Annotated in this window: 24 protein-coding genes and 1 pseudogene; 18 read left to right on the top strand and 7 right to left on the bottom strand. The window is 63.4% G+C overall.

Annotated elements, in window-relative coordinates; genetic code table 11:
• Positions 1-7: 7 nt before the first annotated feature.
• Positions 8-163 (bottom strand): hypothetical protein, encoded by a 156-nt coding sequence (locus B8W69_RS30715; protein WP_165762662.1) that lies wholly within the window; start codon positions 161-163, stop codon positions 8-10.
• Positions 164-389: 226 nt separating this feature from the next.
• Between B8W69_RS30715 and B8W69_RS21635 the strand changes: the two genes are divergently transcribed.
• The 6 genes from B8W69_RS21635 (at position 390) to B8W69_RS21610 (ending at position 6,099) form a co-directional block, all read left to right on the top strand.
• Complete coding sequence (locus B8W69_RS21635; protein ID WP_085291815.1) at positions 390-1,385, top strand: Acg family FMN-binding oxidoreductase; 996 nt, start codon at positions 390-392, stop codon at positions 1,383-1,385.
• Positions 1,386-1,603: 218 nt separating this feature from the next.
• The gene (locus B8W69_RS21630; protein WP_085291814.1) at positions 1,604-2,728 is read left to right on the top strand and encodes a 4Fe-4S dicluster domain-containing protein; all 1,125 of its coding nucleotides are present in this window, start codon (positions 1,604-1,606) and stop codon (positions 2,726-2,728) included.
• Positions 2,721-3,578, top strand: coding sequence for an FAD/NAD(P)-binding protein (locus tag B8W69_RS21625; protein WP_085291813.1), 858 nt, complete (start codon positions 2,721-2,723; stop codon positions 3,576-3,578). The genes B8W69_RS21630 and B8W69_RS21625 overlap by 8 nt, the downstream gene beginning before the upstream one ends.
• The gene (locus B8W69_RS21620; RefSeq protein WP_085291812.1) at positions 3,579-4,337 is read left to right on the top strand and encodes an NADH-quinone oxidoreductase subunit B family protein; all 759 of its coding nucleotides are present in this window, start codon (positions 3,579-3,581) and stop codon (positions 4,335-4,337) included.
• Positions 4,334-5,626: a Ni/Fe hydrogenase subunit alpha gene (locus tag B8W69_RS21615; protein ID WP_085291811.1), complete on the top strand. Its 1,293-nt coding sequence runs from the start codon at positions 4,334-4,336 to the stop codon at positions 5,624-5,626. The genes B8W69_RS21620 and B8W69_RS21615 overlap by 4 nt, the downstream gene beginning before the upstream one ends.
• A complete protein-coding gene (locus tag B8W69_RS21610; protein WP_085291810.1) occupies positions 5,623-6,099 on the top strand; it encodes a hydrogenase maturation protease in 477 nt (158 codons plus the stop codon). Before B8W69_RS21615 ends, B8W69_RS21610 begins: the two co-directional genes overlap by 4 nt.
• Here B8W69_RS21610 and B8W69_RS21605 read toward each other — a convergent pair.
• On the bottom strand, positions 6,089-7,501 hold the full coding sequence (locus B8W69_RS21605) for a trypsin-like peptidase domain-containing protein (RefSeq protein WP_245843331.1): 1,413 nt from the start codon (positions 7,499-7,501) through the stop codon (positions 6,089-6,091). The genes B8W69_RS21610 and B8W69_RS21605 overlap by 11 nt on opposite strands.
• A gap of 512 nt (positions 7,502-8,013) precedes the next feature.
• On the opposite strand from B8W69_RS21605, the gene B8W69_RS21600 reads away from it, so the two are divergent.
• The 3 genes from B8W69_RS21600 to B8W69_RS21590 all read left to right on the top strand — a co-directional run bounded on the left by B8W69_RS21600 (position 8,014) and on the right by B8W69_RS21590 (position 9,114).
• A complete protein-coding gene (locus B8W69_RS21600) occupies positions 8,014-8,397 on the top strand; it encodes a SpoIIAA family protein (RefSeq protein ID WP_085291808.1) in 384 nt (127 codons plus the stop codon).
• Positions 8,398-8,527: 130 nt separating this feature from the next.
• A complete protein-coding gene (locus B8W69_RS21595; protein ID WP_085291807.1) occupies positions 8,528-8,800 on the top strand; it encodes a DUF1918 domain-containing protein in 273 nt (90 codons plus the stop codon).
• 29 nt (positions 8,801-8,829) lie between these two features.
• Positions 8,830-9,114 (top strand): DUF1876 domain-containing protein, encoded by a 285-nt coding sequence (locus B8W69_RS21590; protein WP_085291806.1) that lies wholly within the window; start codon positions 8,830-8,832, stop codon positions 9,112-9,114.
• A 96-nt stretch (positions 9,115-9,210) separates the two neighbouring features.
• On the opposite strand, the gene B8W69_RS21585 is transcribed toward B8W69_RS21590, so the two are convergent.
• Positions 9,211-11,079: an AMP-dependent synthetase/ligase gene (locus B8W69_RS21585; RefSeq protein WP_085291805.1), complete on the bottom strand. Its 1,869-nt coding sequence runs from the start codon at positions 11,077-11,079 to the stop codon at positions 9,211-9,213.
• Positions 11,080-11,299: 220 nt separating this feature from the next.
• Here B8W69_RS21585 and B8W69_RS21580 point away from each other — a divergent pair, with 220 nt between their 5' ends.
• Positions 11,300-11,791 carry a flavodoxin family protein gene (locus B8W69_RS21580; RefSeq protein WP_245843330.1) on the top strand — a complete coding sequence of 164 codons (492 nt, stop codon included), beginning with the start codon at positions 11,300-11,302 and terminating at the stop codon, positions 11,789-11,791.
• A gap of 99 nt (positions 11,792-11,890) precedes the next feature.
• Here B8W69_RS21580 and B8W69_RS21575 read toward each other — a convergent pair whose 3' ends face one another.
• Complete coding sequence (locus B8W69_RS21575; protein WP_085291804.1) at positions 11,891-12,160, bottom strand: hypothetical protein; 270 nt, start codon at positions 12,158-12,160, stop codon at positions 11,891-11,893.
• A 244-nt stretch (positions 12,161-12,404) separates the two neighbouring features.
• Between B8W69_RS21575 and B8W69_RS21570 the strand changes: the two are divergent.
• The 6 genes and pseudogenes from B8W69_RS21570 to B8W69_RS21545 form a co-directional block, all read left to right on the top strand.
• Positions 12,405-12,977: pseudogene (locus tag B8W69_RS21570) on the top strand (hypothetical protein); the annotation flags it as partial.
• An 81-nt stretch (positions 12,978-13,058) separates the two neighbouring features.
• Positions 13,059-14,468 (top strand): wax ester/triacylglycerol synthase family O-acyltransferase, encoded by a 1,410-nt coding sequence (locus B8W69_RS21565; RefSeq protein WP_085291803.1) that lies wholly within the window; start codon positions 13,059-13,061, stop codon positions 14,466-14,468.
• 216 nt (positions 14,469-14,684) lie between these two features.
• Entirely contained in the window at positions 14,685-15,485 is an 801-nt protein-coding gene (locus tag B8W69_RS21560; RefSeq protein ID WP_085291853.1) for a slipin family protein, read from the top strand.
• Between the two features lie 147 nt (positions 15,486-15,632).
• Positions 15,633-16,352: an SRPBCC family protein gene (locus B8W69_RS21555; protein ID WP_245843329.1), complete on the top strand. Its 720-nt coding sequence runs from the start codon at positions 15,633-15,635 to the stop codon at positions 16,350-16,352.
• 240 nt (positions 16,353-16,592) lie between these two features.
• Positions 16,593-17,024: a CBS domain-containing protein gene (locus tag B8W69_RS21550; protein ID WP_085291802.1), complete on the top strand. Its 432-nt coding sequence runs from the start codon at positions 16,593-16,595 to the stop codon at positions 17,022-17,024.
• Between the two features lie 85 nt (positions 17,025-17,109).
• Positions 17,110-18,291 (top strand): site-2 protease family protein, encoded by a 1,182-nt coding sequence (locus B8W69_RS21545; RefSeq protein WP_085291801.1) that lies wholly within the window; start codon positions 17,110-17,112, stop codon positions 18,289-18,291.
• 1 nt (position 18,292) lies between these two features.
• Here B8W69_RS21545 and B8W69_RS21540 read toward each other — a convergent pair whose 3' ends face one another.
• Entirely contained in the window at positions 18,293-19,219 is a 927-nt protein-coding gene (locus tag B8W69_RS21540) for a universal stress protein (RefSeq protein ID WP_085291800.1), read from the bottom strand.
• A gap of 240 nt (positions 19,220-19,459) precedes the next feature.
• A complete protein-coding gene (locus tag B8W69_RS21535) occupies positions 19,460-19,891 on the bottom strand; it encodes a hypothetical protein (protein ID WP_085291799.1) in 432 nt (143 codons plus the stop codon).
• Between the two features lie 376 nt (positions 19,892-20,267).
• Here B8W69_RS21535 and B8W69_RS21530 point away from each other — a divergent pair, with 376 nt between their 5' ends.
• Positions 20,268-23,039: a cation-translocating P-type ATPase gene (locus B8W69_RS21530; protein WP_245843328.1), complete on the top strand. Its 2,772-nt coding sequence runs from the start codon at positions 20,268-20,270 to the stop codon at positions 23,037-23,039.
• Positions 23,027-24,448 (top strand): MprF family protein, encoded by a 1,422-nt coding sequence (locus B8W69_RS21525; RefSeq protein ID WP_245843327.1) that lies wholly within the window; start codon positions 23,027-23,029, stop codon positions 24,446-24,448. The genes B8W69_RS21530 and B8W69_RS21525 overlap by 13 nt, the downstream gene beginning before the upstream one ends.
• A gap of 23 nt (positions 24,449-24,471) precedes the next feature.
• Here B8W69_RS21525 and B8W69_RS21520 read toward each other — a convergent pair whose 3' ends face one another.
• Positions 24,472-24,726, bottom strand: coding sequence for an acyl carrier protein (locus B8W69_RS21520; protein ID WP_085291797.1), 255 nt, complete (start codon positions 24,724-24,726; stop codon positions 24,472-24,474).
• Positions 24,727-24,728 lie beyond the last annotated feature (2 nt).

Genomic DNA, 24,728 nt, shown 5'->3' with positions numbered 1-24,728 from the left:
TGGCGGTCTAGGCGTTGATGGCGCCGACGCGGGAGAAGCGGGCTGCGCGGCGGTGGATGCGGTGGGCGTGTTCGCGGGTCCGGCGCGGCTGGCCGAAAAGTCGCATCGGTTCGGAATGGGATGCCGTTTTAGCCAGCTCCACCATGACCAGGTAGGCGATCACGAACGCGCCCAAAACACCGAAGAACTGCCACGTAGAAGGAAGAAGCCCAGGGTGTGCGCAAGTGGCGAAACCGTGAGCAGCGCGCCAACCGCCACCACCACCGTAACGTGCATCCGAAATCCAATCTGTGGCCCAAAGTCACTCGGAGCTCGGGACGTCATCCCCTCGCCTAGTCGCTGTGATCGAAAGATCATTGACATGACCACGCCGCGGAAGGGGCCAAGTTATGACTAAACGCTTCCCCGATGAGGGCACCGTTCGGACGGTTCTGGCCTTGGCGTCTCGCGCCCCGTCCGTGCACAACACCCAACCGTGGCGGTGGCTGGTCGGAGAGGAGAGCCTGCATCTCTACTCCGACCTCGACCGGCAGCTTCTCAACACCGATCCCGACTGCCGTGACCTGATCTTGAGTTGCGGTGCAGCCCTGAACCATTGCGTCACTGCGTTGGCCGCGGTCGGGTGGCAAGCCAAGGTTACCCGTTTGCCCAACCCGGATGATCCCAGCCACCTCGCCGCAATCGAGTTGTCTCGCTCCACTGCAGATCCTGTTGACATAGCGCTTGCCGCGGCGATACCCCGGCGCCGAACTGACCGGCGCCACTACAACTCCTGGGCGGTACCGATCGCCGACATCGCACTAATGGCCGCGCGGGCCGCCCGCAACGGGGTGATGCTGTGCCAAGTCGAAGACACCGCCCAACTGCGCAAGCTTGTGACTCAATCGGTTTGGGACCACATGAATCACGATTACCTCGTCGAGCTGACCGCATGGAGTGGACGCCACGCGTCGGAAGCTGGCGTGCCGGCGAGAAATACGCCGCGATCCGACCCCAACGCAAAAATTCCGGGACGGCTGTTCGCCAGCCCTGCATTATCGATGCCACCGGGATCGTCTGCCGCCGAGGACAATGCCGTAGTGCTTGCGCTTGGGACCCGCAGCGACGACAGGTTATCCCAGCTGCGTGCTGGAGAGGCCACTAGCATCGTGCTCTTGACCGCGACATCGATCGGCTTGGCCAGTTGTCCGGTAACCGAACCCCTCGAAGTTGCGGAAACACGCGAGGCGGTACGCACCGAAATCTTCGGCGGCAGCGGCTACCCGCAGATGCTGTTACGGGTCGGATGGGCGCCGATCAACGCCGATCCCTTGCCGGCGACTCCGCGACGCGACTTTTCCGATTTCGTCGAATGGATGGCCGACCGCGAACGCAGCGGCCTCTGAACAGGCCATCGGGTCCCGTGGGTGCCGACCGCTGGTGTGAGGCATCAGAATCGAGGGGCCTCGAGGGAGTTTGTGACGGTGTCGGCGACCTTGCCCGCGACGATCAATGGGAGCGTGAGATCAGATGCTTCCAGAAAACGGAGGCCGAACGAACCAGCGATGACATCCGGGCCAAACGCCTCTATGCAGGGCATGCGGGTCAGGCGGATGATGGGGCGATGAGCGGCCACGGCGATATTCCCGGTCCCGCGATGCTGACCACCGCCGGGCTACACCGGCTTGTCCAGGTGTTGATCGAACGTGGATACCGCGTGGTCGGTCCCACATTGCGGGACAACGCAATCGTGCTTGCCGAGCTCGACTCGGCAGACGATCTGCCGCGAGGCTGGGGCGTCGATGTGGGCCCGGGACATTACCGGGTCCGCCGCCGCGGCGACGATGCGGCGTTCGGGCACTCGGCGGGTCCGCAGTCGTGGAAGCAATTTCTCCATCCACCGCGGCAGCGGTTGTGGGCAGGCACTCGGGACGGGGCCGGAGAAGCGCAAGCCGAAGAAGAAACTCCGCGATACGCACTTCTAGGAGTGCGCGGCTGCGACCTGGCGGCGATCGCCACTCTCGACCGTGTGCTGGGCACTTCCCAGCATCCCGACACGTCGTTTGTCGGCCGGCGGCGCCAGGCGTTCGTGATCGCCGTCAACTGCACGGAACCGGGTGGCCTGTGCTTCTGCGCATCGATGGGCACCGGCCCCGCGGCAGGACCGGGTTACGACCTGGCCCTCACGGAGCGCCTCGCGGGCGACGAGCCGTCCTACCTTGTCGACGTCGGCACTCCCGAGGGTGCCGACGTGCTCGCGACGGTCTCCTGCCGGGCCGCCGCTGGACACGAAATCGATTCTGCGCGTGCCGATGTCGATGCGGCAACAGGCCGAATGGGCCGCAGTATGCCGCAGGTGGATTTGCGGGACCTGCTCATCCGCTCCCGCGAGTCGCCGCAGTGGGACGAAGTGGCCAGCCGCTGCCTGACGTGTGGAAACTGCACAATGGTATGCCCGACGTGCTTTTGTACCAGTACCGAAGACGTCAGCGATCTCACTGGCGAGCACGCCGAACGATGGCGCCACTGGGCGTCGTGCTTCGAATTCGATTTCACGTACATTCACGGCGGCGGCAGCGTCCGCCAGTCGGGCGCATCGCGCTATCGGCACTGGCTGACGCACAAATTGGGCACCTGGCACGACCAGTTCGGCATGTCGGGCTGCGTCGGCTGCGGTCGCTGCATCGCTTGGTGCCCCACCGGCATCGACATCACCGCGGAGATGAACAAGATGGCCGGTGATGACTAACGAGGCGGTCAGCCCTGCCGCACCGGCGTCAGCCATGGCGCCGGTTCCGTATCGGGTACGCACCCGCGTGGTGGAGAGCCCCGACTCGGCCACTCTGACCCTGGCACCGGTCGACGAAACGCTGCGGATTCCGCAACCGGGAGAGTTCATGATGCTCTACGCGTTCGGTGTCGGTGAAGCTGCGATCTCCGTCAGTGGCGATCCGACCGTCACAGACGGCTCGATCACGCACACCATTCGTGCGGTCGGCGCCGTCAGCCGAGCCCTACACGACGCCGGGCCGGGAACCGTTGTCGGCGTGCGGGGTCCGTTCGGCACCACCTGGGGGTTGGACGAAGCGGCCGGCAGGGATCTGGTGATGGTCGCAGGTGGCGTGGGGTTGTGCCCATTACGCCCCGCGGTGCTCGGCGCGCTGGCGAAGCGTGCGCGCTACGGCAAGCTCATGCTCGTCGTCGGCGCGCGTTCCCGGGCCGACTTCGTGTTCGCCGCCCAGCTGGAAAAGTGGGCGGAAGAGCCGCAGATCGAAATGCATTTGATCGTCGACGCCGTGACGCCCAGCTGGACCGGCGAAGTCGGGTTGGTCACCGCACCGTTGAGCCGGCTGGAGCTGAATCCCGATCGCACGACCGCATTTCTCTGCGGGCCGGAGCCGATGTTGCGCTTCGGGGCGGAGGCCCTGCTCGCAAAAGGACTGGCGGCGCAGCACATTCGAGTGTCACTAGAACGCAACATGCAATGTGGAGTTGGGTGGTGCGGTCACTGCCAGCTGGGGCCGCTACTGCTGTGCCGCGACGGTCCTGTGGTCGGCTACGACGTTGCCGGCCCCCTGCTGCGGGTGAAGGAGCTCTGAATGAGCCGACCGACGCTGGCCGTGTGGAAGTTCGCCTCCTGCGACGGTTGTCAGCTGACCCTGCTGGACTGCGAGGACGAACTGCTCACCCTGGCCGATCAGGTCGAGATCGCCACCTTCGCCGAAGCGTCCAGCGCTGTCGTCGGCGGGCCGTACGACGTGTCACTGGTCGAAGGTTCGATCACCACCCGGAGCGATGCCCAGCGGATCAACGAGATTCGCGACCAATCGAAAGTGCTGGTTACCATCGGCGCATGCGCAACGGCCGGGGGAGTGCAGGCGCTGCGCAACTTCGCCGACATCGCCGAGTTCACGTCCGTCGTGTACGCCAAACCCGAGTACATCGATACGCTGGCCACCTCAACGCCGGCATCGGCGCATGTCAAAGTTGACTATCAGCTGCAGGGGTGTCCGATAGACCGCGGACAATTGCTCGACACCCTCGCGGCGCTGCTGATCGGGCGCAAACCACGCCTGCCGGCCAAGACGGTGTGCACAGAATGCAAACTGCGCGGGGTGACGTGCGTCGTGGTCGCGGAGGGCATCCCGTGCCTCGGGCCGGTCACGCACGCCGGCTGCGGAGCCCTGTGTCCGCGGCATCATCGAGGTTGCTACGGCTGCTTCGGGCCGTCGGCGGTACCCAGAACCGCGACACTGATCCCGCTGCTGCGCCGCGACGGAATGTCCGAGGGGGACGTCGACCGGGTGTTCTCCACATTCAACGTCGCACCGTTCACCGCGGAGCGAGACAAGCAATGACGCCGGAAACGCGCACACTGGGTGTGCGCGCGCTCACCCGGGTGGAAGGCGAAGGCGCGCTGCACATCACGTTCAAGGGGGACAAGCTTCAGGGCGTCCAGCTCAACATCTACGAGCCGCCGAGGTTCTTCGAAGCGTTCCTGCGCGGCCGGGCTTACACGGAGCCCCCGGACCTGACCGCCCGAATTTGCGGAATATGCCCGGTCGCCTATCAGGTCAGTGCCTGCAATGCGATCGAAGAAGCCTGTGGCATCAAGGTCGACGACGATCTCGTCGCGTTGCGCCGGCTGCTGTATTGCGGCGAATGGATCAACAGTCATGCCCTGCACATCTACCTGCTGCACGCACCGGACTTCCTCGGCTACGCCGACATCATCGGCATGGCTCGTGATCACCCGGCGGCCGTCGAACGAGGACTGGCATTGAAGAAGGCCGGTAACCAGCTGATGGAATTTATCGGTGGCCGGGCGATCCATCCCGTCAATGTGCGCCTGGGCGGATTCTATTCCGTGCCAACCAAGCTGGAGTTCAAACCGGTGGCCGAGCAGTTGCGTACGGCGCTGGACAACGCACTGGCAATGGTGGAGTGGGTGTCAGGGTTCGAGTTCCCCGACCTCGAGATCGACCATGAATTCGTAGCGCTAACGGCAACCGAACGATATCCCATCGAAAATGGCCTGATCGCACGCAGTGCCGGCCCGGCGTTTCCGGCCGGTGATTTCACCAGCCACGTCGCCGAAGCGCAGGTGCCGTACTCGACCGCGTTGCATGCGACGCTGGACGGCGAACGCTACTTGACCGGGCCGCTCGCACGGTATTCATTGAACTCGTCGGCGCTGTCGCCCATCGCCGCCCAGGCGGCGTCGAACGCCGGATTGTCAGCAGAATGTCGAAACCCATTCCAGAGCATCGTCGTTCGCGCCATAGAAGTAGTCTATGCGCTCGAAGAGGCATTACGCATCATCGACGAATACGAGCGTCCGTCGCGCCCGTGCGTCGACGTTCCGGCCCGCCCCGGCATAGGACACGGCGTCAGCGAGGCGCCACGTGGCCTGCTGTATCACCGCTACCAGATCGACGACGCCGGGCTGATACGGTCGGCAACCATCATTCCACCCACCTCCCAAAATCAGGCGGCCATCGAGGCGGACCTGGCCCGCGTCGTCACGGACAATCTGTCTCTCGATGATGACGCGCTGACCACCCTGTGCGAAAAGATGATTCGCAGTTACGACCCGTGCATCTCGTGCTCGGCACACTTCCTACGGCTGACGGTGAATCGAGAGTGACGGGCGCGATCGGTGGAATCGTCGTCATCGGCATCGGAAACGGCTACCGGCGCGATGACGGCGCAGGACTTGCCGCTGCGGCGGCAGTCGATGTCCGAGCGATTCCGAACGTCGTTGTGAAGACCGGTATCGCGGATCCAATGAGTCTGCTCGAGGCGTGGGCGGGCGCTTCACTGGCGGTGATCATCGACGCCGCGATCGCTAACCCGCCGAATCCCGGGCGAATACGTCGCTGCGATCTGACTGATGTGGCTACTCAATCCGACGGATTGCATTCGCACAGTATCGATATCGGCCGCGCCCATGCACTGGGTCAAGCGCTTGGGCGGGTTCCCGATGAGCTTGTGATGTTCACGATCGAGGTGCCGGATACCGATCACGGCATCGGTCTGAGCCCGCCTGTCGCAGCTGCCGTGCCCATGGTGGTCGATATGGTCATAGCCGAGATCAACCGGGCCCCGCCTATGAGCTGATACCGCCGTTGGCTTTTGGACGTTCTACCTGCTGGCCGCAGTTCGGGCAGAATCGTTCGGCGGGGTGATGCTCCGCACCGCAATGCGCGCAAAAGTGAGGTTCGTTGGCGTCGGACTGGCTCGGTATCAGACGAAGCGACTGTACGCCGCTGGTGTCGCCGGCAGTGTCTTTCACCGATGTCTCCTGTGCGGATGTAAACGACCGTGCGCCAGTCGATTTAGCGCTGGAACGAACGGGATGGGAATGCATCTTGAGCATCATCGAAGTCAGCCCGGCGCCCACTGCGAGCACCGACACGATGCTGATGGCCAGGTACCACCACAGCACTGCGCCGCTCAACGGCGATGTATCTCCGTACTGCTGGCGTAGGTTGACAGCGCTGGTCCTGAGATCGTCCAGGCCCGGATACTCGGGCGACATCGCCAAAGCCTGGTCGAATTCGCCGATCGCATCGGTGTAGCGACCCGAATAGAGGTTCCTCAGCCCTCGTCGGTAAGACAGGTCGGCAGGCCCGAGCGCCGGTTTCACGCCGCGGGCAGCCAAGAGTGCGGCGAGCTCGTCGGCAGGTGCGATGAAGTTGAACGGCTGGGTTTCGCCGGCGGGGGCGAAGCTGTTCACGCCGACCACCTTGCCGTTCAGCCCGATTGTGGGGCCACCGCTCATGCCTTCCGTCATCGCAGCGTCGATCTCGTACTCGGGGCTTGGCCCCACGGTCGACTTCTTGCTGATAGTGCCGCTCTTGTAGGTGGGGTCCAGCGATGGGCCGGTGATGTTTTGGGTGCTTTCGGGGAAACCCACCGCGAGAATGGGCGTGCCGATGGCGATGTCAGCGTCGGCTCCGAGTTCGGAGGACGGAAGGTTGGGCTTGGCTACCTTGAGTACAGCGACGTCGCCCTCTCCAAGGGGACGGAAATCGACGACGCTGGCAGGCAGCTTCGCGATAAGCTTGGCCCCGGTGCCGGACATGACCTTGAAACTCACGTGCGGACCCTGCCCTGGAGCGTCACCTTCCACTATCGCGTTCTTTTGGAGCCAGTCGAGGGTCTCGGAGGGCTCGCGCGACTCCGCAGCATCCGGGTACTGATTTCGGTACTCGGTAGCGGCCCGCTTGAGGATGAGCAGCTTGGCGCTCGCCGGGTCCACGCAATGACCTGCCGTCGCCACCCATCCGTCGGGATTGACGACGAAAGCCGTGCAGTTCCAGGTGGCCAGGAAAGGCATGCTGGACCCGCGTCCGAATTGAGACAGAACCTCGCCGTTGGCCAGGCGCACCAGGCCGTAGCCTTCGCCGGCGAGGTACATAACCGATGGCCGTATCAGGTCGGCCGCCCGTTCCTCCGGTTTGGCTTGCTGACGTTCGTTATCGGCGAATGCCGAGCCCGGCGGCTCAGCCAGCAGCATCAGTACGGCCGCTAAGAGGACCACCAACCCTCGAAACCAACGGGGATGTGATACGTCGTGGGCTGCGGGGCAAGCCGTCATTTCACTCACCGCCCGGACCGGCCGAGCTCGTCCTGCGCACAACGCTTGCCCAACGATGACGGATGACGGTTTATTGCCGCCAGGCGCTCGGCCGCGCGCCGCTGCGCCGAAATCCAGGTGGGATGCGACGCGAGGACGATTACCTGCCCTCCGACAACCGATGTCACCCTAGATCGCTCCTCCCGCATGCAGGTGCTAGCAACGGCCGCAACGGCGATGAAATGAACCGGGTGGCGTGAGAAAGCCTCCACAGCATGTCCCTTCGGTCCGGAAGTGTCGCAGTCACACCATTCATTTGAGCGGTTCACCGGAACGGTTGATAGGGACCGAAGTCCCGAGCGCAGAGGACCTCCGTTCGGTTTGGTGACCTAGGGCACTAGCCGGTCGTTGGGGGCGCATACAGAGTTACGCGCGTAGCGAAGGAGGATTCGATGATCGAATTTTTGCCAGACATGCCGCAGGGGGTGATCGGTATCCGCATATCGGGCCGGCTGCGCGGTGATGAACTGCGTGAGGCCAGACCCGCCATTGAGGAGATGCTGAACGCCGGCGAAGTCAGGATCGTGGAGGTCATCGACTCCGATTACGAGGGTTTCGGCCCCGGTGGCTTCGTCGAGGACGTCAAGCTGGGCTTGGGCACCGTTTTGCCGCACCATTCGGCATTCCGGCGAATCGCCGTCGTATCCGACAAAGAGTGGGTCGCGCGTACCTTGCACGCCCTGGCGTGGATGCTCCCCGGTGAAGTTGCTGTGTTCGGACTCGACGAGCTAGAACAGGCCAAAACGTGGGCCGCCGGCACCGGACCGTCCTCCTGACCCGGCCGAAACTTTTAGTGTCATAAGGACTTGTGGCCATCCAAGGTGGTGACGTGATACCCCTTTCGCCACCCGGCCACGAACGTACACGCTGACTCCAGCAGAGAAACCCAGCAGGAAGGAGCAGCTCATGAAGGCGAAAGTCGGTGACTGGCTGGTGATCAAAGGCACCAGGATCGAGCAACACGACCAGCGAGGACTCATCACCGAAGTTCACGCTCCAGATGGTGCACCACCGTATGTGGTGCGGTGGCTCGCCAACGACCACGAGTCGACCGTCTTCCCGGGCCCGGACGCCATCGTGGTGACGGCCGCGGAACAGGCGGACGCAGACAAACGCGCGCAAGATCGTTTCGAGGCCATCCAGTCGGCCTTCTCCCACAAGCACAGGTTCGCCGACTAGAGCACATGAGCCATTGAAAGGAGATTCGAATGAGGGCTGACGACCGCGGCACCAAGTCCTATCAGATCGACGTGCTGATCGAAGAACGCAGCGAGGAACGAACTCGCGCTAAGGCCCGGATACCTTGGGCGGGAACAGATCTTGTTGGAATAGGGTTGGCACGGCTCGATCCTGCTGACGAACCGGTGACCCGGATTGGCGACGAACTCGCCGTAGCCCGGGCTCTGTCAGATCTGGCCGATCAGTTGTTCGCCATGACATCAGCCGATATTCAAGCCAGCACTCACGAGCCGGTCACCGGCCTGCGCCACTGAAGGCGGATGCTGACAACTAGGACGTGATTCTGCGGCGGTTGGTCCCTGCCCGGGGCCAACCGCCGCTCTTGATCGCGAGCGGCGTCGCTGCTTGACTCATATTGCTATTGATGAGTTTTCGTTGCGTGAGGCATACAAGGCCGATAGTCGGTCGGCGAACTCTTCGATGACCGCTTTGCGGCGCAGCTTCATACTCGGCGTCAGGTCGCCGGCTTCGACAGAGAGTTCGCGCTCGGCGATCGTGAAGTTTTTGATCTGTTCCCAGCGGTTCAGTTGAGTGTTCAGCGCGGCGAGGTATCCAGCGATCATGTCGTGAGTCTTTTGGTCGCGGGCGATCTCGGCGAAGGGCTTGTTCGCCATGCCGTTCTTGGCTGCCCAGGTGGTAATCGCTTCGGCGTCGAGACCTACCAGCGCCACACAGTACGGCCGCGCCTCCCCGTAGACCAGGAGCTCGCTCACATACGGACAGATGCCCTTGAATCTCGCGTCGATCGCCGATGGCGCCACGTACTTGCCTTGCGAGGTCTTGAACATGTCCTTTTTTCGGTCGGTGATTCGCAGGAAGCCATCGGCGTCGATTTCCCCGACGTCGCCGGTGCGGAACCAACCGCCCGGGGCGAGCGCCTCGGCGGTGGCGTCGGGCAGATCGTGGTAGGCGGTCATCAAACCTGGTCCCTTGAGCAAGATTTCACCGTCATCGGCGATCTTGGCCTCGGTGGCAGGGAACGGCCAGCCAACCGTTCCGAATCGGTAGGCGCCGGGGCGGTTGATGAATGACGCGGCGGCGGTCTCGGTGAGACCGTAGCCCTCGAGCACGACAATGCCGATGGCGTCGAACCACTGCGCTACGTCACGGTCGAGGGCGGCGGCAGCGGAGACGAAGAACCGCAGCCGGCCACCGAACCGCTGCCGGATAGTCGAAAAGACCATCCGGTCGGCCACCTTGTAGGCCAGCGACGACGTCAGCGAGGGCTTCTTCCCGGCCTGCCGGGCGGCCGACACCTTCAACCCGACTGCGATCGACCAGTCGAACACCTTCCTGCGGAACCGGCCCTGCTCGGCGACCATCTCCTGGACGCGGGCGTGGGCCTTCTCGAAGATGCGTGGTGCGGCGCCCATGATGGTGGGATGTAACGCCGCGAGGTTATCGATGATCCTCTCCACCCGGCCATCAATAGCGGTGGGGAACCCGATCTGCAGCGGCAGCGCCAGCATCACCTTGCCGAATGCGTGCGCCAACGGCAGCCATAGAAAGTTCAGATCGTCGGGGCCGAGGATGTCGAGTGCGTCGATGGCCGCCGCGGTGTACGTCCATGCGCCATGGTTCAACCGCACGCCTTTTGGGCGCCCGGTGGTGCCGGAGGTGTAGATCAAGCTGGCGAGCTGATCGGGTCCGATGGCCGCGACGCGCTTGGTGACGGCGTCGGGTGAGTCGGCGAGCAATTGCTTTCCGAGTTGTTCGAGCTCACCGAGAGTGATCACCCAGTCGCCGTCACCATTCCCGTCGATGATCACCACCTTGCCCACAACCGGCAGTTCAGCCCGGTGGGTGAGCAGTTTGTCGAGCTGACTGCGATTCTCGACGATCACCACTCTGCTTCCCGAGTTGGCGAGGATGTAGGCGGTGTCGCGGTCGTTTGTCGTCGGATACACCGTGGTGGTCGCCGCGCCGGCGCACATCACGGCAAAATCGGTGAGCACCCATTCATAGCGCGTTGACGACACAAGCGCGACTCGATCCTCTGGTGCGATGCCCAACGAGATCAGACCGCCGGCGACATTGCAGACTCGTTCGCCGACCTGCTGCCACGTCACGCTCTCCCAGGTGTGGTCTTGTGGATATCGAAACGCCTCACTGTGCGGACTGGCAGCGACCCGGTTGAGGAACATGTGCGCCACCGACGGTGGGCGATTCTCGATCTTGGCGAAGTCGGGACTCTCGGCGGGAACGCGTGATGCTTTCATGGTGCCAACCCAAAATGGTGCCAATGTGAATACCGTCAGTGCAGTCCTTGGTGACCGCCGCCAGTAGAGGCGAATGTCACGCCGAAGTCGGCGAACGTCCCTCCTGCGCGGCCTTGCCCCGGCCGTGCTTCCGTACGCTACGGAAGATCACTACGTGTGACGAAAGCCTCTGCCCCTTATGCCTTTGCGCCCTTATCTGGCGACGTACGAGCCACGCAGCATGGGATGGTTCGCCGAAAGGGGTAGAGCAATAAAGTCGCTCATCATCTGCACTTCCAAGTCGCACGGCAATACCCGCCTGGTGGCCGATCGGATGGCCGAGGTGCTCGACGCCGAGGTCGTCGCGCCCGAGGCCGTTGATCCCGCCACGCTGGGCGAGTACGACCTCATCGGTTTCGGCTCTGGCATCTATTACATGAGTGTGGACCCTCGGCTTCGGAACCTGATCCGCCACTTACCGGCCGTTGACCACACCCGTGCGTTCACATACTTCACCAGCGGCGCCCGTGAAGTTCCACTCCTGAGCTACCACAAGCCGCTTCGGAAACGGCTCGAAGCCAAGGGGTTTGAGGTAATCGGTTCGTATTCGTGCCGCGGGTTCGACACGCTGGGGCCATTCGGGTTGATCGGCGGCATCAACCTGGAGCGGCCTGACAGCCACGATTTTGAACGAGCCGAGGGCGTTCGCAGAAGGTCTGCGCAAGCGGGTTGAGGCCGCCACGACCGCTTCGTGATCGCCGGCCGGATGCGCCCGCCGGAAGCGGCAGCGCATCCGGCCGGCGATGTATTCCGATGTATTCCAAGGGGTTATCTATTTGCTGACCGCCTCGCCGGCGCTTCGGACCACGCTGCGGTAAAACTCCATCCGGGTGGTGACCAACTCCTCGGCTAATTGCAGAGCGGCGTCGATCACGGTTTTGCGCCGAGACTGATCGGGAACCTGCGCACTGATTTGGTCGACAAACTTGCGGACAGACTCGATGGCCTGCTTACGGCCCGACTCGACCGATTCGAGTACCTCATCGGACAGTTCCGCCCAGCGCGGTGGCTCGGATTTCTGCGGTGCCTGTGCCTGTGTCATGACAACTCCTCATGCTGAACTCGTCGCGGCCGGCTGTTGATCTCACCGTTGACCCCGGCTTGATGGGACGCCCCGAGGTTACGACCACCCGGGCGCGGAGGCGAGTGACCAAAGTCCCTTCACACGCGGTAATTGGTCCCAGATCCACACAGGGCGTTTTGGGTTGTCGGGAAAGGACTTTGGAGACCTTTGTCGGGTCGTAAGCCCCTAAGGCGGTGCTCCTGTGAAGCGCTAACGTGCCCCCATGGCCGCCGAAGCCGCCAGCCATGACCACCAGCGACAGGGCCCACTCGATTGGAGCGATTTCGCTGCCAGTAGCTTGGGCGGAGCAATCAAGCCGTTCACGCATACGGGTCGGTACATCGCTCAGTCGTGGCGCGATTACCTCGATCAAGCGCCAAATCAACTTCCGATAGCACGGCCCACCCTGGCTCTGGCCGCACAGGCTTTTCGCGACGAAATCGTCCTGACCGGACTCAAGGCACGCCGTCCGGTCAGCCGGCCCGAGGCGTTCGAGCACATCACCCGCGAGGTCATCGCGGGGCTGGAGTTCTACGGCAATAGCGGATGGCTGGAGAATCCCGCGGAATTCTTCACCGAACCTCCGCCCCTTCCGCAACTCACCATCCGGCACGTCAGGGGATACATGCGTTCTTTCTATCGCCTCTCTTACGACAGCGGGTACCGGCCGTGTCCAGGTGAACCGGGTGCGCGTCGGTGGCGAACGTACACCGGGAACAACCGTGAGTACGCGCTGTTGTTGCGCCATCCGCAACCACGTCCCTGGCTCGTCTGTGTGCATGGCACCGAGATGGGCGTGTGGGGGGCTCTACATCAATCCAAGCTCCTGGACGCATCAGTGGTGCGCCGCGACAGGTCCGCATAGTGCGAGGACACCGTGAACCTGCTGAATCCGCTGGACGCCGCGATGATGACGGCGGAGTTGGTGTCCAGTCCGATGCATGTCGGTGCCGTACTGCTACTGTCGCCGCCTGCGGACGCCGGGCCGGACTTCGTCGATAGGCTGCATCGCGATGCGCTCGCGAACGAGGCCTCGATCGATCCGAGGCTTCGCAGGTATCCGCACCGAGGTGTAGACACCGCTGGAATATGGGTCTGGCGGGATGTCGATACCGTCGACCTGAGCCGACATTGCCGGCGTCGCAGGGTTTCTGGCGGCCACGATGTATTCTGGCGGTTGATCGGTGAGCTGGATGCAGAGCGCCTTGACCGGTCGTGCCCCATGTGGATGTCGTATCTGATCGACGGCCTCGAAGGCGGCAGATTCGCCTTCTATGTCAAGGTGCACCACACCATCATCGACGGCGTTGCCGGCTTCCAGATGATCGCCGACGCGCTGAGCACTAACCCGATGTGCCGGTCAATGCCACCCTTTTACACGGATTACGGTCAGCGACCACTGCCGTCGCCGGCATCGACCGGCTTGTTGCACCGTGTGGTCGCCCCGGCTCGATTACTGGCCGGCGTGGCAGCGTCGGGTGCCGGCCTGATCGAACGGGTGATCACGGGCGAGCTGTCCACCGTGGTCGCGAGCCTGGTGAGGCACACTACCGTTCTGCCTCTTGGTGCACCCCGCACCCGGTTCAACGGTCGCCTCGGCCCTGCGCGTGCGGTGTGCGCGGGCAGCTGGCCGAAGGACCGTATTCGGGCAGTGCAACGAACTGCGGGGGTGACCGGCAATGACGTGATCAACGCGGTGCTGGCCGCTGTCCTGAGGAGATGGTTGGGAGATCGCCGGGAATTGCCCACCCAGTCGTTGGTGGCGATCTGTCCGATCACGGTCCGCGGTCGAACGCACTCTGCGGCGGGAAATGATGACTACGGCAACAGGTTCGGCCTCTGGCTCTGCCCACTTGGCACCAATTTCGATGATCCGGCCGCACGGCTGGCTATGATCCATCGCTCGATGTCGGAAGGGAAGGACTGGGTGTCAAAACGCGGATCAGCGGCATCACTGCTGACCACGGCGGGAAGTATCGCCGCGACGGTCATCTTCCCGATGCTGCCTTTGCCGCAGAAAATCCGGACCGGATATAACCTGCCGATTTCGCATGTTCCCGGACCTCGCGACGAAATGTACTTCAACGGTGCGCATGTCGAGGAGATGTATCCCGTGTCAACCGTCTACGACGGCCAGGCCCTCAACATCACGACGTGCTCCTACGCGGACCGGATCGGAATCGGATTCGTTGCGGGAGCCGATGTGTTGCGCGACATCGACTCCCTGATTCCGCTGACCGAGCTGGCCTTATGCGAACTGGAAACTGCGGTTGGCGTGCACGGTTGAGCGATCAGCCCGCAGCGGTGCAGCGCCGCGCCGATGCTCGGACGCATCGGGCAGAGGCCTTTCGGCGGGTCGGACAGGGACTTTCGGCCGCTGAGGGGAGACGATGACGGCTCTAGCGTTGGTGGTAACCCGTTGGTCACTGCAAACGTGTACAGCAAATGGATCGAGGTGGTCGCCGTGAGCCACGGCACGGTAGTTCTTTTGGCTTTCGTTCTGATGTTGGTGCTGTTGTTGGTGGCGGCCTCGATTCGGGTGGTGCAGCAGTATCAACGCGGCGTGCACTTTCGGCTCGGCCGCGTCATCGCGGTTCGCGAGCCGGGATTGCGGTTCATCATCCCGATCATCGACCGTCTGCCGCGGGTTTCGATGCGTATCGTGACCATGCCCATTCAGTCGCAGGGGATCATCACCCGCGACAACGTCAGCGTCGACATCGCCGCGGTTGCCTACTTTCGAGTGATCGATGCCCGCAAAGCCGTCGTCGTCATCGAGAACGTGCACGCCGCCATCGATCAGATCGCCCAGACCACCCTGCGCAACGTCGTCGGCCAGCATTCGTTGGACGAAGTCCTCGCCCAGACGGAAAAGATCAACGGCAGCATCCGCCAGATCCTGGACACCACCACCGTGGGATGGGGTGTTGAGGTCACCCTCGTCGAGCTCAAGGACATTCAGCTTCCGGACAGCATGAAACGAGCCATGGCTCGTGAGGCCGAGGCCGAGCGGGAGAAGCGGGCCAAAATCATTGCCGCGGAAGGCGAGGCGCGTGCCGCGGCCGCCCTCGGCGATGCATCGGACACCATGATGCAACACCCGCTGGCCTTACAGTTGCGAAACCTGCAAACTCTGGTCGAACTCGGGGTGGAGAAGAACACCACCATCGTTTTCCCCGCCCCGTTGATGAGCGCAATCGGGGAACTCACCGGTTTCTTGACGCGAGAATCCGACGCCTCGAGGTCCCCGCAATCCAATGGGCTATCCGGTGAAAACTTCGTGCGCGCAACGACGGTGCACTGAAATCCGCGCGGCGGTGCTCGGGAAGTCGATTGAGGCGACGATCGAGCTTGTCCGAGCTGTACTTGCGTGGCCCGACGGGCCCAAGTTTCTGATAGCGGGTACCAACGGCCTTGTTGGACGGGCTTGCGTCTCAACCAGACTGGCGTTATGAGTACGAACACAAGGCGGACCGCTGAAACCGCCGCGCTGTTCGCGATTTTGTGTGGTGCGCGACGGTACTACCGCGATTGGGGTACAACAAAGTTGGAGTCTCAGATGCTATTGCCGGGTGACGCTCTGGTAGCCGACCCGGCGATTCAGACGACCGAAGCGGTGTACATCGACGCGCCGGTCGCCGCTGTGTGGCCCTGGCTAACGCAGATGGGCCAGGACCGGGCTGGCTTCTACGGCTGTGAGGGCCTGAAGAACCTGGCCGGCCTCGACCATCACGATGCCGACCGGATCCACCCGGAATGGCAACAACTCGAGGTGGGGGATGTGGTGCGGCTGGCTCCCGAGGGCTGGATGGGTTTACCAGATGGCGTGACGGTGACCGTTGCCGAGATCATGTCCGAGAAGCACCTGGTGCTCGATGCCACGAGGGAAGATGACCGTTGGAATGCGGTGTGGTCGTTCCATATCCAGCCCCATTGGGAGGCACAGGTCCGGCTGCTCACCCGCGCCAGGATCGCCTTGCGCCACCCTGGTGAGGTGTTCGCCATGGAAATGGTCAGGCCGGCGATTGCCTTCGGCGCCCGAGCTCTGTTGCTTGGAATAAAGCACCGGGCCGAGCGATCGATCGACACAATCTCGATGAGGCCACAAAACAAATCTCGGCGCCGGATCCGATCACGCAAGCTGGTGACGCGGTGGGGACGGAAGTCCTAAGTTGAGCTTTGCCCGCTGAGTTTCGTTCCATGGGGTCAACACTCGACTGACATCCGGGTGAATCCCACTGAGTCGCAGTGCGTACAGCCGGCGTTCCCTGCTGGTTACGGCCGCCTGGCTGCCAGGGCACGCCCCCGGGTCTATTGGCAGTCGACCGGGGGTCTAACGACCCTAGCGTCGGCAAAGGAGTCACTTTAGTTTCGGCAAGAGGCGGGATTTACCCAGTCCGAGGAGGATGCGATGACCACCGCACGTGACATCATGAATGCCGGTGTGGCCTGTGTGGGAGAGCACGAGACGCTAAGCGCGGCAGCGCAACACATGCGCGAGCACGATATCGGCGCCCTGCCGATCTGTGGTGATGACGACCGACTGCACGGCATCGTGACCGACCGTGACATCGTGATCAGAGGCCTCGCGTCGGGTCTGGATCCCAACACCACCACGGTCGGGGAGCTGGCGCAAAACGGTGTCTACCACGTAAGTGCTGATGCGAGCATCCAGGAGATGCTCAACGTGATGGAAGAGCACCAGATTCGGCGCCTTCCGGTCATCGAGGGCCAACGCCTTATCGGCATGGTCACCGAAGCCGACATTGCCCGGCATCTGCCCGAGCACGCCGTCGTCCAGTTCGTCAAGGCGATTTGCTCGCCCGCGGCCATCACCAGTTGAGTGGGCGGCGGGCGGTTTGGCTCTACGGTCAAGTTAGCCACTGACGCTTAAAGAACTATCACGCAACGATTTCGGAGGCGATGAGGTGCATGGCGCGTTTCCGCTAGGGAGATTTGCCGGGTTCCAGATCAAGGTCCACTGGAGCGTCGTCGTGATCCTGTGGTTGTTCACCTGGAGCTTGGCCACCGCGTTGCCCGATGCTGTAAGGGGGTATTCGCGACCGATTTATTGGGTGGCCGGCGCGTGTGGTGCGCTGGTCCTGCTGGGGTCGCTGTTGGCGCACGAACTGGCGCATGCGGTTGTCGCCCGCCGTATGGGAGTTCGCGTGGGTGACGTGACGCTGTGGTTGTTCGGCGGCGTGACGACGCTGCAAGGGGAGGCGAAAACGCCGAAGGCGGCTTTTCGGATCGCGGTCGCGGGCCCGGCCACCAGCCTTGCCTTATCCGCAGCATTTGCCGCGTTGGCTACCGAGCTGTCCATGGTGCGCGCCGGAACCATTGCAATAAGCGTTGTTTGGTGGCTCGCGGTGATCAACCTCGTGCTGGGGCTGTTCAATCTGCTGCCCGGCGCTCCACTGGATGGCGGTCGATTGGTGCGTGCTTATCTGTGGCGCCGGTACGGGGACAGCGTGCGCGCCGCGGTTGGCGCGGCGCATGCTGGGCGCGTCGTTGCCGTCATCTTGATCGTGCTGGGATTGGCAGAGTTCTTGGTGGGCGGCGTTATCGGCGGTGTCTGGCTGGCATTCATCGGTTGGTTCATCTTTTCCGCCGCGCGTGAGGAGGAGCTACAAGTGACGACGCGGCAGGCGCTGACCGGGGTCCGCGTGGTCGACGCGATGACAGCGAACCCGCGTACGGCTCCTGGCGGGGTGACGGTGGAGGAATTCATCGAGCGGTATCTGCTTGGTGCCCCACACTCGGCATATCCGGTGGCGGACTACGACGGTTCGATCATGGGGCTGGTCACCTTGAGGCAGCTGCGGGAGGTCACGCCCGGCCGTCGCGCCACGACGATGGTCCGCGAGATCGCACTGCCGTTGGACCGCGTGCCGACCGCGGCACCTCTCGAGTCGCTCAGCGCGGTCATCGAACGGTTGGCGGCGGCCGGCCACTGCAGCCGTGCCCTGGTCGTCGATGGCGGCAGGGTGGTGGGCATCATCACGCCGAGCGATCTCGCGCGGTTGATTCAGGTGTACCGGCTCGCCCGCCCGGGCCCGGGGCGGGACGCGCATCCTTGGGAAACTGAAAACTATTCCAAAGCAGAGTAATTCACGAATTCACGTGTCGGTGAACGGGTCCGGCCAAGGCCGGCGATTCGCGCGCCACGATTATTGGCACCCGCGCCATCTGGGTCACGCTCTCACCGACCGAACCCACCAACAATTCGGTAAATCCGCCACGGCCGCGGCTGCCCACCACAACCAGTTGGGCACCTTCGGACCGCTGCACCAACTGCTGTGCCGGCCTGTCGCGCACGACGATGCGATCGACCCGTACATCGGGATATCGTTCCTGCCACCCGGCCAAACGCTCGGCCAAAGACTCTTCGGCCATCGACTCTGTCGTCGGCCAATCGATTTCCGGCCACTCTGAGATGTTGGTATCGGCCCACGCGTGTAGTGCGAGCAATCCGACCCTTCTCCGCGAAGCTTCGTCGAAAGCCAACGCGGTCGCCAGCTCTGAGGCCGGCGAACCGTCGATACCGACCAGCACCGGCGCTTGGCTCTTGTGCGATATCGACTCGGCCTCGTCGGGAACAATCGCCACCGGACAATGCGCGTAGCGGAGCAGTCCGGAACTCACCGAACCCATTGGCCGGCCGGTCCACTGTCCGGTGCCACGACACCCCACCACCACCATCTCCGCATTGTTGGACAATTCCACCAGTGTCGGAACTGCGGCCGAGGGCAAGACCTCAGTGTGCACTTCGGCGGGACCACCACGCCGCGAGGCCTTTTCGGCGATCTCGAAGGCCTCGTCGATGAGCCGACGTCCGCGGTCTTGCTGCCAGCGTGCCAGGCCCGCGGGTAGCCGCATCTGCGGCCACGTGGCGATCTCCGGTGAGATCGCGTGCACGAGTGTCAGCGGGATTCTGCGGAGTTCGGCGTCGCATGCCGCCCATTGCACCGCCACTTGGGCGCCTGGTGATTCGTCGACGCCGACGACGATCCCCAACGGTGCATTTCGCGATAACATGACCTAACCCCTAGTCGTGGGTGCTTCATCGGCCGGTGCTCAATGGGTTTGATAGCTTGCGCCAACGTGCGGTCGGCCGCGGGGGTGTCGGATATCACCATGACATGAATCCTCATCGGCCGGAACACTATCGGCGAAGGTCTAGACTTGGCGGCCGGCTCATGATTGACGCCCTCCAGGGTTCATTCGCCCCGGAGGGCATCAATTCCAGCTCGGATGCCGGCTAGCCGGGCGCCTGCGTCAGGCAGCGCGGGGGATATCGGGACTAGACGTCTTGGCTTGTGTCGACGGGGGAGCCGGCACCGGCCGCCAGCCGACGTAGGTCAGGTAGAGCCCCACCAACCCGACGACAACGGTGACACTCACCCACAGGGCGGTCATGCGCATCGCGGCGTCGGCAGCCCCCATGAAGGCATGTGGGAACGCCATCAGAAATATCGCGCGCAGCGCGAATACCCATCCCACGACGGACACGGTGATCGCCGCCGCACCTCGCCAGTACTGATGGAGCCCGACAATAACCAGGGCCGCCAGCAGCAGGAAACCGGCCGTCACCCACGGCAACGCGGAGTTGGCCTCGAAATCTGACAGCAGCTTCCGCATATCCGATGCGCGGGCCACGGTCGTTGCGGCGAAGATGACCAAGAACGGGCCGAGCACGCGTGCGAACATTCGGGTGCGAAACCCTGGTAGTTCTGTACTTGTAGTACTCATTTGTCACACCTCCATTGCTGCGCCTGGCATCTATCCGACGACAGGTCGTTGCGCGTGAGATATCCATCTCATAGTGATATCTGAGCATTCAAACGGGATGCCCGACGAGGGACGGAAGTCCCAGACCATCGGGACATTCGTCGTGAATCCGCCCCACCCGCCCATCGCCATTTGTGTGGTGACCAAGGGCTGTGACTCAAGGACAAATGACCCTCGTCGGTGCGCCGAGGCACTAATACCGTCGAAATGGTTGCTTGCAGCGCTGAAGGAGGGATGACCCGTGTCGGATTCGGCGCCCGCCGCCCCTCGACAACCTGCGGTGGTGCCGGCCCGGATGAGCGACATCAGAACGCACAGGAGTCACCCGACGGCCGTTGACGATCAGGGCGCGCCGATGGTGGTTCTCGATCCGGAGGAGGCTGCCGATCGGCTGCTCCGGGATCTGCGCAGCACCAGTGAGGGCCTGTCGACCCGCGAGGCGGAGCGGCGGTTGCTGCAATACGGACCGAATACGCTGCGGCACCAGCGCGTGCGCCGCTGGCCGGTCGATTTGGCGCGTCAGTTCACCCATCCACTGGCCCTGCTGTTGTGGTTGGCCGCTGGACTGCTGCTGGTCGTCGGCTCCAGTGTCGTCGCCACCGCGGTCGTGCTGATCATCGTGCTCAACGCGGCGTTCTCATTCGTTCAGGAGCTGCAAGCCGAGCGTGCGGTGGAAGAACTCGCCAAGTTTCTGCCGCAACGCGCCACGGTCGAACGCGACGGGATGATGACCGAAGTCGACGCGACCCAGCTAGTGCCCGGTGACATCATGTTGATCCGGGAGGGGGACCGCATCGCCGCAGACGTCCGACTGCTCGATGGTGCCGTCGGAGTCGACATGTCGGCGTTGACTGGGGAATCCGTGCCGGTGGTGCGTTCAGCTGCCATGGCGGATGCGAATGTGCCGCTGCTGTCCGCGCACGAGTTGGTCTTCAGCGGCAGCAGCTGCACCAGCGGCGAGGCGCGCGGGGTGGCGTTCGCGACCGGCATGGCGACCGAGATCGGCCGCATCGCGGCGCTTTCCGAGCGAGTCAAAGCCGATCAGAGTCCCTTGGAACATCAGGTCCGTCGGGTCGCCTGGCTGATAGCCGCGGTATCGGTAATGCTGGCGCTGTCCTTCATCCCGGTGGCTACCCTGGCTGCGCACCTGACCCTGATCAATTCGCTGGTGTTTGCGGCCGGCCTGCTGGCCGGGATGGTGCCAGAAGGTTTGCTGCCGGTGATAACGCTGGCGCTCGCCGTGGCGGTGCGGCAATTGGCGGGCCGGGGCGCTCTCGTCAAGCGCCTCTCAGCGGTGGAGACGTTGGGCTCCACCGACGTGATCTGTACGGACAAAACCGGCACTCTGACCGAGAACCGGATGGTACCGGTCGCCGCCTGGGTGCCGGGGCGACGAGTTGAGCTGGACGACAGGGCTTTTGCAGCCTCCGCAGCCACCACCTCCACGGCAGTGCGATCATTGGCCGGTGCCGCGGCCAGCTGCAACAACGCGAGCCTGCACGACGGGGGTGATCCGACCGGAGACCCGACCGAGATTGCCATTCTGATGGCCGCCCAGGCATTGGGCGCGGACCCCAACCACCGCTGGCGAGACGCGCAGCGCCGCTGTCAATTTCACTTCGACCCCCAACTGAAGCTGATGTCGACCGTCGACCAAGTGCCCGACCAGTCATCCGTCGTTCATACCAAGGGTGCGCCGGAAGCGGTGTTGTCGAGATGCAGCCGCGTGCTTGACACCGGCGGCCACCCGGCAACACTCAGCGCTGCTGGGCGCGGGGAAGTCGAGGCGGCCGTCAACGCGTTCGCCGCCGAAGGCTTGCGTGTGCTTGCTTTCGCATCGCGCGAGCTGACCGTCAACGAACCGCAACCGCAGCGCCGCACCGAGGCGGAGCGGGACCTGTGCTTCACCGGCCTGATCGCGTTGCTCGATCCGCCGCGCGCGGGCGTCACCGACTCGGTCGCCCAGTGCCGCACGGCGGGGATCCGCATCATCATGATCACCGGCGACCACCCACTCACCGCGAGAGCCATCGCCCAGCGCGTCGGCATCACCGGCGAGCACCCCACCGTCGTGACCGGAGATCAATTCGAGCGACTCAGCGAGGCGCAGCTCGCCGCGCTGATCCAGGACAACCCCGAGGTGATCTTCGCCCGGGCGTCTCCGGAAGCCAAATTGCACATAGCTGAGGCACTGCGCGACGGCGGGCACGTGGTCGCGATGACCGGCGATGGCGTCAATGACGCTCCGGCGTTGCGCTGCGCGAATATCGGGGTGGCGATGGGTAAGTCCGGCACCGACGTCGCTCGTGAAGCCGCAACGATGGTGCTCGTCGACGACAATTTCAGTACGATCGTCACCGCTGTGCACGCGGGCCGGCGGATCTATGACAACGTGCGTAAATTCATCGTCTTCATCTTCGCTCATGCCACGCCAGAAACCGTGCCGTTCTTGGTATTTGCCATCGGCGGCGGACTGATACCACTGCCGATTACGATCATGCAGCTATTGGCTTTCGACGTGGGCAGCGAAACGCTGCCGGCACTGTCGCTGAGCCGCGAACCCGCCGAACCGGGGATCATGGCGCGTCCGCCGCGCCCGCACAAGGAGGGCGTGATCCGTGCTCCGATGTTGGCGCGGGCCTGGTTGTTTCTCGGTGCCATCGTCGCCGCACTACAGATGGGTGGATTCTTCTACGTTCTGGTGAAAGCGGGCTGGCATCCGGGCGCACCCGTGAACGGTGATGCCCCGCTGCACCATGCCTATCAGCAAGCGACGACGATGGCGTTCCTGGGCATGATGGCCGGGCAGGTCGGCACGGCTTTTGCCGTGCGGACCCAACGGGCTTCTTTGCGGTCGGTAGGTGTGTTCACGAATCGGTACCTACTGGCCGCCATTGCAGCCGAGATCGCGTTGGCGGCCCTGTTCGTTTACGCGCCGCCGATGCAGTCTTTATTGGGCACCGTGCCACTACCGGCCTCGGATCTGCTTCTGCTGCCGGCATATCCGGTGATCGTCTGGGGAGCCGACGAGATCTTGCGGTATCTGCTCAGGAAGTGGGCACCGTGAAAATCAGCCATCTTCGGGGCCGAGTCAGTGCCGCACCGGGCGACCGATTCTTAGTCAGAGGTGACGCGCGGGCGGCCCGCACCATCGGCATCCTGTTGTTGCTGTCTACGTTGAGCTGCCTCGTAATCCTGCTGGTGTACCAAAACTCCGGCTTCGAACGGATCGCCCCCGGCCGGTTCGGCTGGTCACTGGCGTTGCTTGCCGCGGTGGCCCTGATCGCGCGCGGCATTTTCCTTGGCCGGCCGGTGACGGGCGCGCATGCGGCCGCCGCGGCGGCCGTGGCGTTTGCAGGACTGGGTGCACACTTTCTCTCGTTCGACATTCTCGGCAACGTCCTCATCGGCGGCAGCGGGTTGACCCTCGTGTTGCCCACCTCGACGCGGCCGCAACCGGAGATGCTGGAACGGGTATGGGCGCTGGTCGACGCGACACGGGGTGATCCTCTGGCGCCCTTCGCGATGCATTCGAGCAAAAGCTATTACTTCGCCCGCGACGAAACCGCGGCGATTGCGTACCGCACCCGGCTCGGGTTCGCGGTGGTGAGCGGCGATCCGATCGGTGATCCCACCCAATTCCCCTCGTTGGTCAGTCATTTCGCCCGAATGTGCCGCGACCGTGGCTGGCGGATCATCGTGTTGGGGTGTGGTCAGCGTCAGCTGGGACTCTGGCGCGAGCAGATGATCGGACACCCGAGGTTGGCGGTGCCGATCGGGTGCGATGTCGTCGTCGACGTTCGTCAGTTCAGCTTGAAGGGCCGCAGCCATCGCAACTTACGCCAGGCCGTCCAGCGCACGCACAACTGCGGGATCACCACCGAATTCGTCGATGAGCAGGAACTCGACGGTCCACTGCTCGCCGAACTGACCGATGTGCTGTATGCCGCGCGCCGGGCCGGGCGCACCGAACGCGGATTTTGTATGAACCTGGACGGGGCTTTACAGGGTCGCTTGCCCGGCGTCAAACTTGCCATGGCGCGCGACCGGCGTGGGCGGGTAGTTGCGTTCCACCGATACGCCACCGCCGGAGAAGGGTCAGAAGTCAGCCTGGACGTGCCTTTCCGGCTACCAATTGCCCCCAACGGCGTTGACGAACGGCTGTCGTTTGACATGATCACCGTCTCGAAAAATGCTGGCGCAGAACGGCTGTCGCTGGCGTTTGCCGCATTTCCAGAGATCTTCGATGCCACTCGGCCTGGTCGTTTGCAGCGCCTGGCGTACCGGTTGATCCATTTGTTGGATCCGCTGATCCGGCTTGAGTCACTTTATCGGTACCTGAGCAAGTACCACTCCCTGGGCGGCCGGCGCTATGTGGTGTTGTGTGTCCACCACGTCCCGATCGCGTTGGCGGTGCTGTTGTCGCTGGAGTTCGTGCCGCACCCGCCCCAGCCGACTCGGCGCAGCGCGCAGTAGCCCAGCGGTCTGCGCTTCGGTTATCAGCGCGGGGTTTTGGATGCGTTCCGTTCGACGTAACTCACCACGTCTGCCAACGTGCGTAGCGAGGCGTAGTCCGCTTCTGGGATATCGACGTTCAACCGTCGATGAATGCCGCGCAGAAAGTTGAGCCAGTCCATGGAATCGAGGTCGACCTGATCTCGTAGCAGAACGTCATCGTCAATGTCGTCGGGTTCGACTTCGGGTGCAATGGATGTCAGGACAGACAGGACAACAGCACGTGATTCATCGGTCATGG

Source organism: Mycolicibacterium vulneris (genome assembly GCF_002104765.1).
GTDB lineage: Bacteria > Actinomycetota > Actinomycetes > Mycobacteriales > Mycobacteriaceae > Mycobacterium > Mycobacterium vulneris.
Note: the sequence above shows the minus strand (reverse complement) of the source record. Positions and strands in the feature narration are given on the sequence as shown.

Excerpts from the sequence above, each read along its gene's own strand:
- B8W69_RS21635 (WP_085291815.1), top strand. The coding sequence starts at position 390 with ATGACTAAACGCTTCCCCGATGAGGGCACCGTTCGGACGGTTCTGGCC.
- B8W69_RS21560 (WP_085291853.1), top strand. The coding sequence starts at position 14,685 with ATGTTGGTGCTGTTGTTGGTGGCGGCCTCGATTCGGGTGGTGCAGCAG.
- B8W69_RS21575 (WP_085291804.1), bottom strand. The coding sequence starts at position 12,160 with ATGACACAGGCACAGGCACCGCAGAAATCCGAGCCACCGCGCTGGGCG.
- B8W69_RS21605 (WP_245843331.1), bottom strand. The coding sequence starts at position 7,501 with ATGCTGCTGGCTGAGCCGCCGGGCTCGGCATTCGCCGATAACGAACGT.
- B8W69_RS21535 (WP_085291799.1), bottom strand. The coding sequence starts at position 19,891 with ATGTTCGCACGCGTGCTCGGCCCGTTCTTGGTCATCTTCGCCGCAACG.
- B8W69_RS21630 (WP_085291814.1), top strand. The coding sequence starts at position 1,604 with ATGAGCGGCCACGGCGATATTCCCGGTCCCGCGATGCTGACCACCGCC.
- B8W69_RS21585 (WP_085291805.1), bottom strand. The coding sequence starts at position 11,079 with ATGAAAGCATCACGCGTTCCCGCCGAGAGTCCCGACTTCGCCAAGATC.
- B8W69_RS21590 (WP_085291806.1), top strand. The coding sequence starts at position 8,830 with ATGAGGGCTGACGACCGCGGCACCAAGTCCTATCAGATCGACGTGCTG.
- B8W69_RS21550 (WP_085291802.1), top strand. The coding sequence starts at position 16,593 with ATGACCACCGCACGTGACATCATGAATGCCGGTGTGGCCTGTGTGGGA.
- B8W69_RS21620 (WP_085291812.1), top strand. The coding sequence starts at position 3,579 with ATGAGCCGACCGACGCTGGCCGTGTGGAAGTTCGCCTCCTGCGACGGT.
- B8W69_RS21625 (WP_085291813.1), top strand. The coding sequence starts at position 2,721 with ATGACTAACGAGGCGGTCAGCCCTGCCGCACCGGCGTCAGCCATGGCG.
- B8W69_RS21520 (WP_085291797.1), bottom strand. The coding sequence starts at position 24,726 with ATGACCGATGAATCACGTGCTGTTGTCCTGTCTGTCCTGACATCCATT.
- B8W69_RS21540 (WP_085291800.1), bottom strand. The coding sequence starts at position 19,219 with ATGTTATCGCGAAATGCACCGTTGGGGATCGTCGTCGGCGTCGACGAA.
- B8W69_RS21580 (WP_245843330.1), top strand. The coding sequence starts at position 11,300 with ATGGGATGGTTCGCCGAAAGGGGTAGAGCAATAAAGTCGCTCATCATC.
- B8W69_RS21600 (WP_085291808.1), top strand. The coding sequence starts at position 8,014 with ATGATCGAATTTTTGCCAGACATGCCGCAGGGGGTGATCGGTATCCGC.
- B8W69_RS21615 (WP_085291811.1), top strand. The coding sequence starts at position 4,334 with ATGACGCCGGAAACGCGCACACTGGGTGTGCGCGCGCTCACCCGGGTG.
- B8W69_RS21530 (WP_245843328.1), top strand. The coding sequence starts at position 20,268 with ATGAGCGACATCAGAACGCACAGGAGTCACCCGACGGCCGTTGACGAT.
- B8W69_RS21595 (WP_085291807.1), top strand. The coding sequence starts at position 8,528 with ATGAAGGCGAAAGTCGGTGACTGGCTGGTGATCAAAGGCACCAGGATC.
- B8W69_RS21555 (WP_245843329.1), top strand. The coding sequence starts at position 15,633 with ATGAGTACGAACACAAGGCGGACCGCTGAAACCGCCGCGCTGTTCGCG.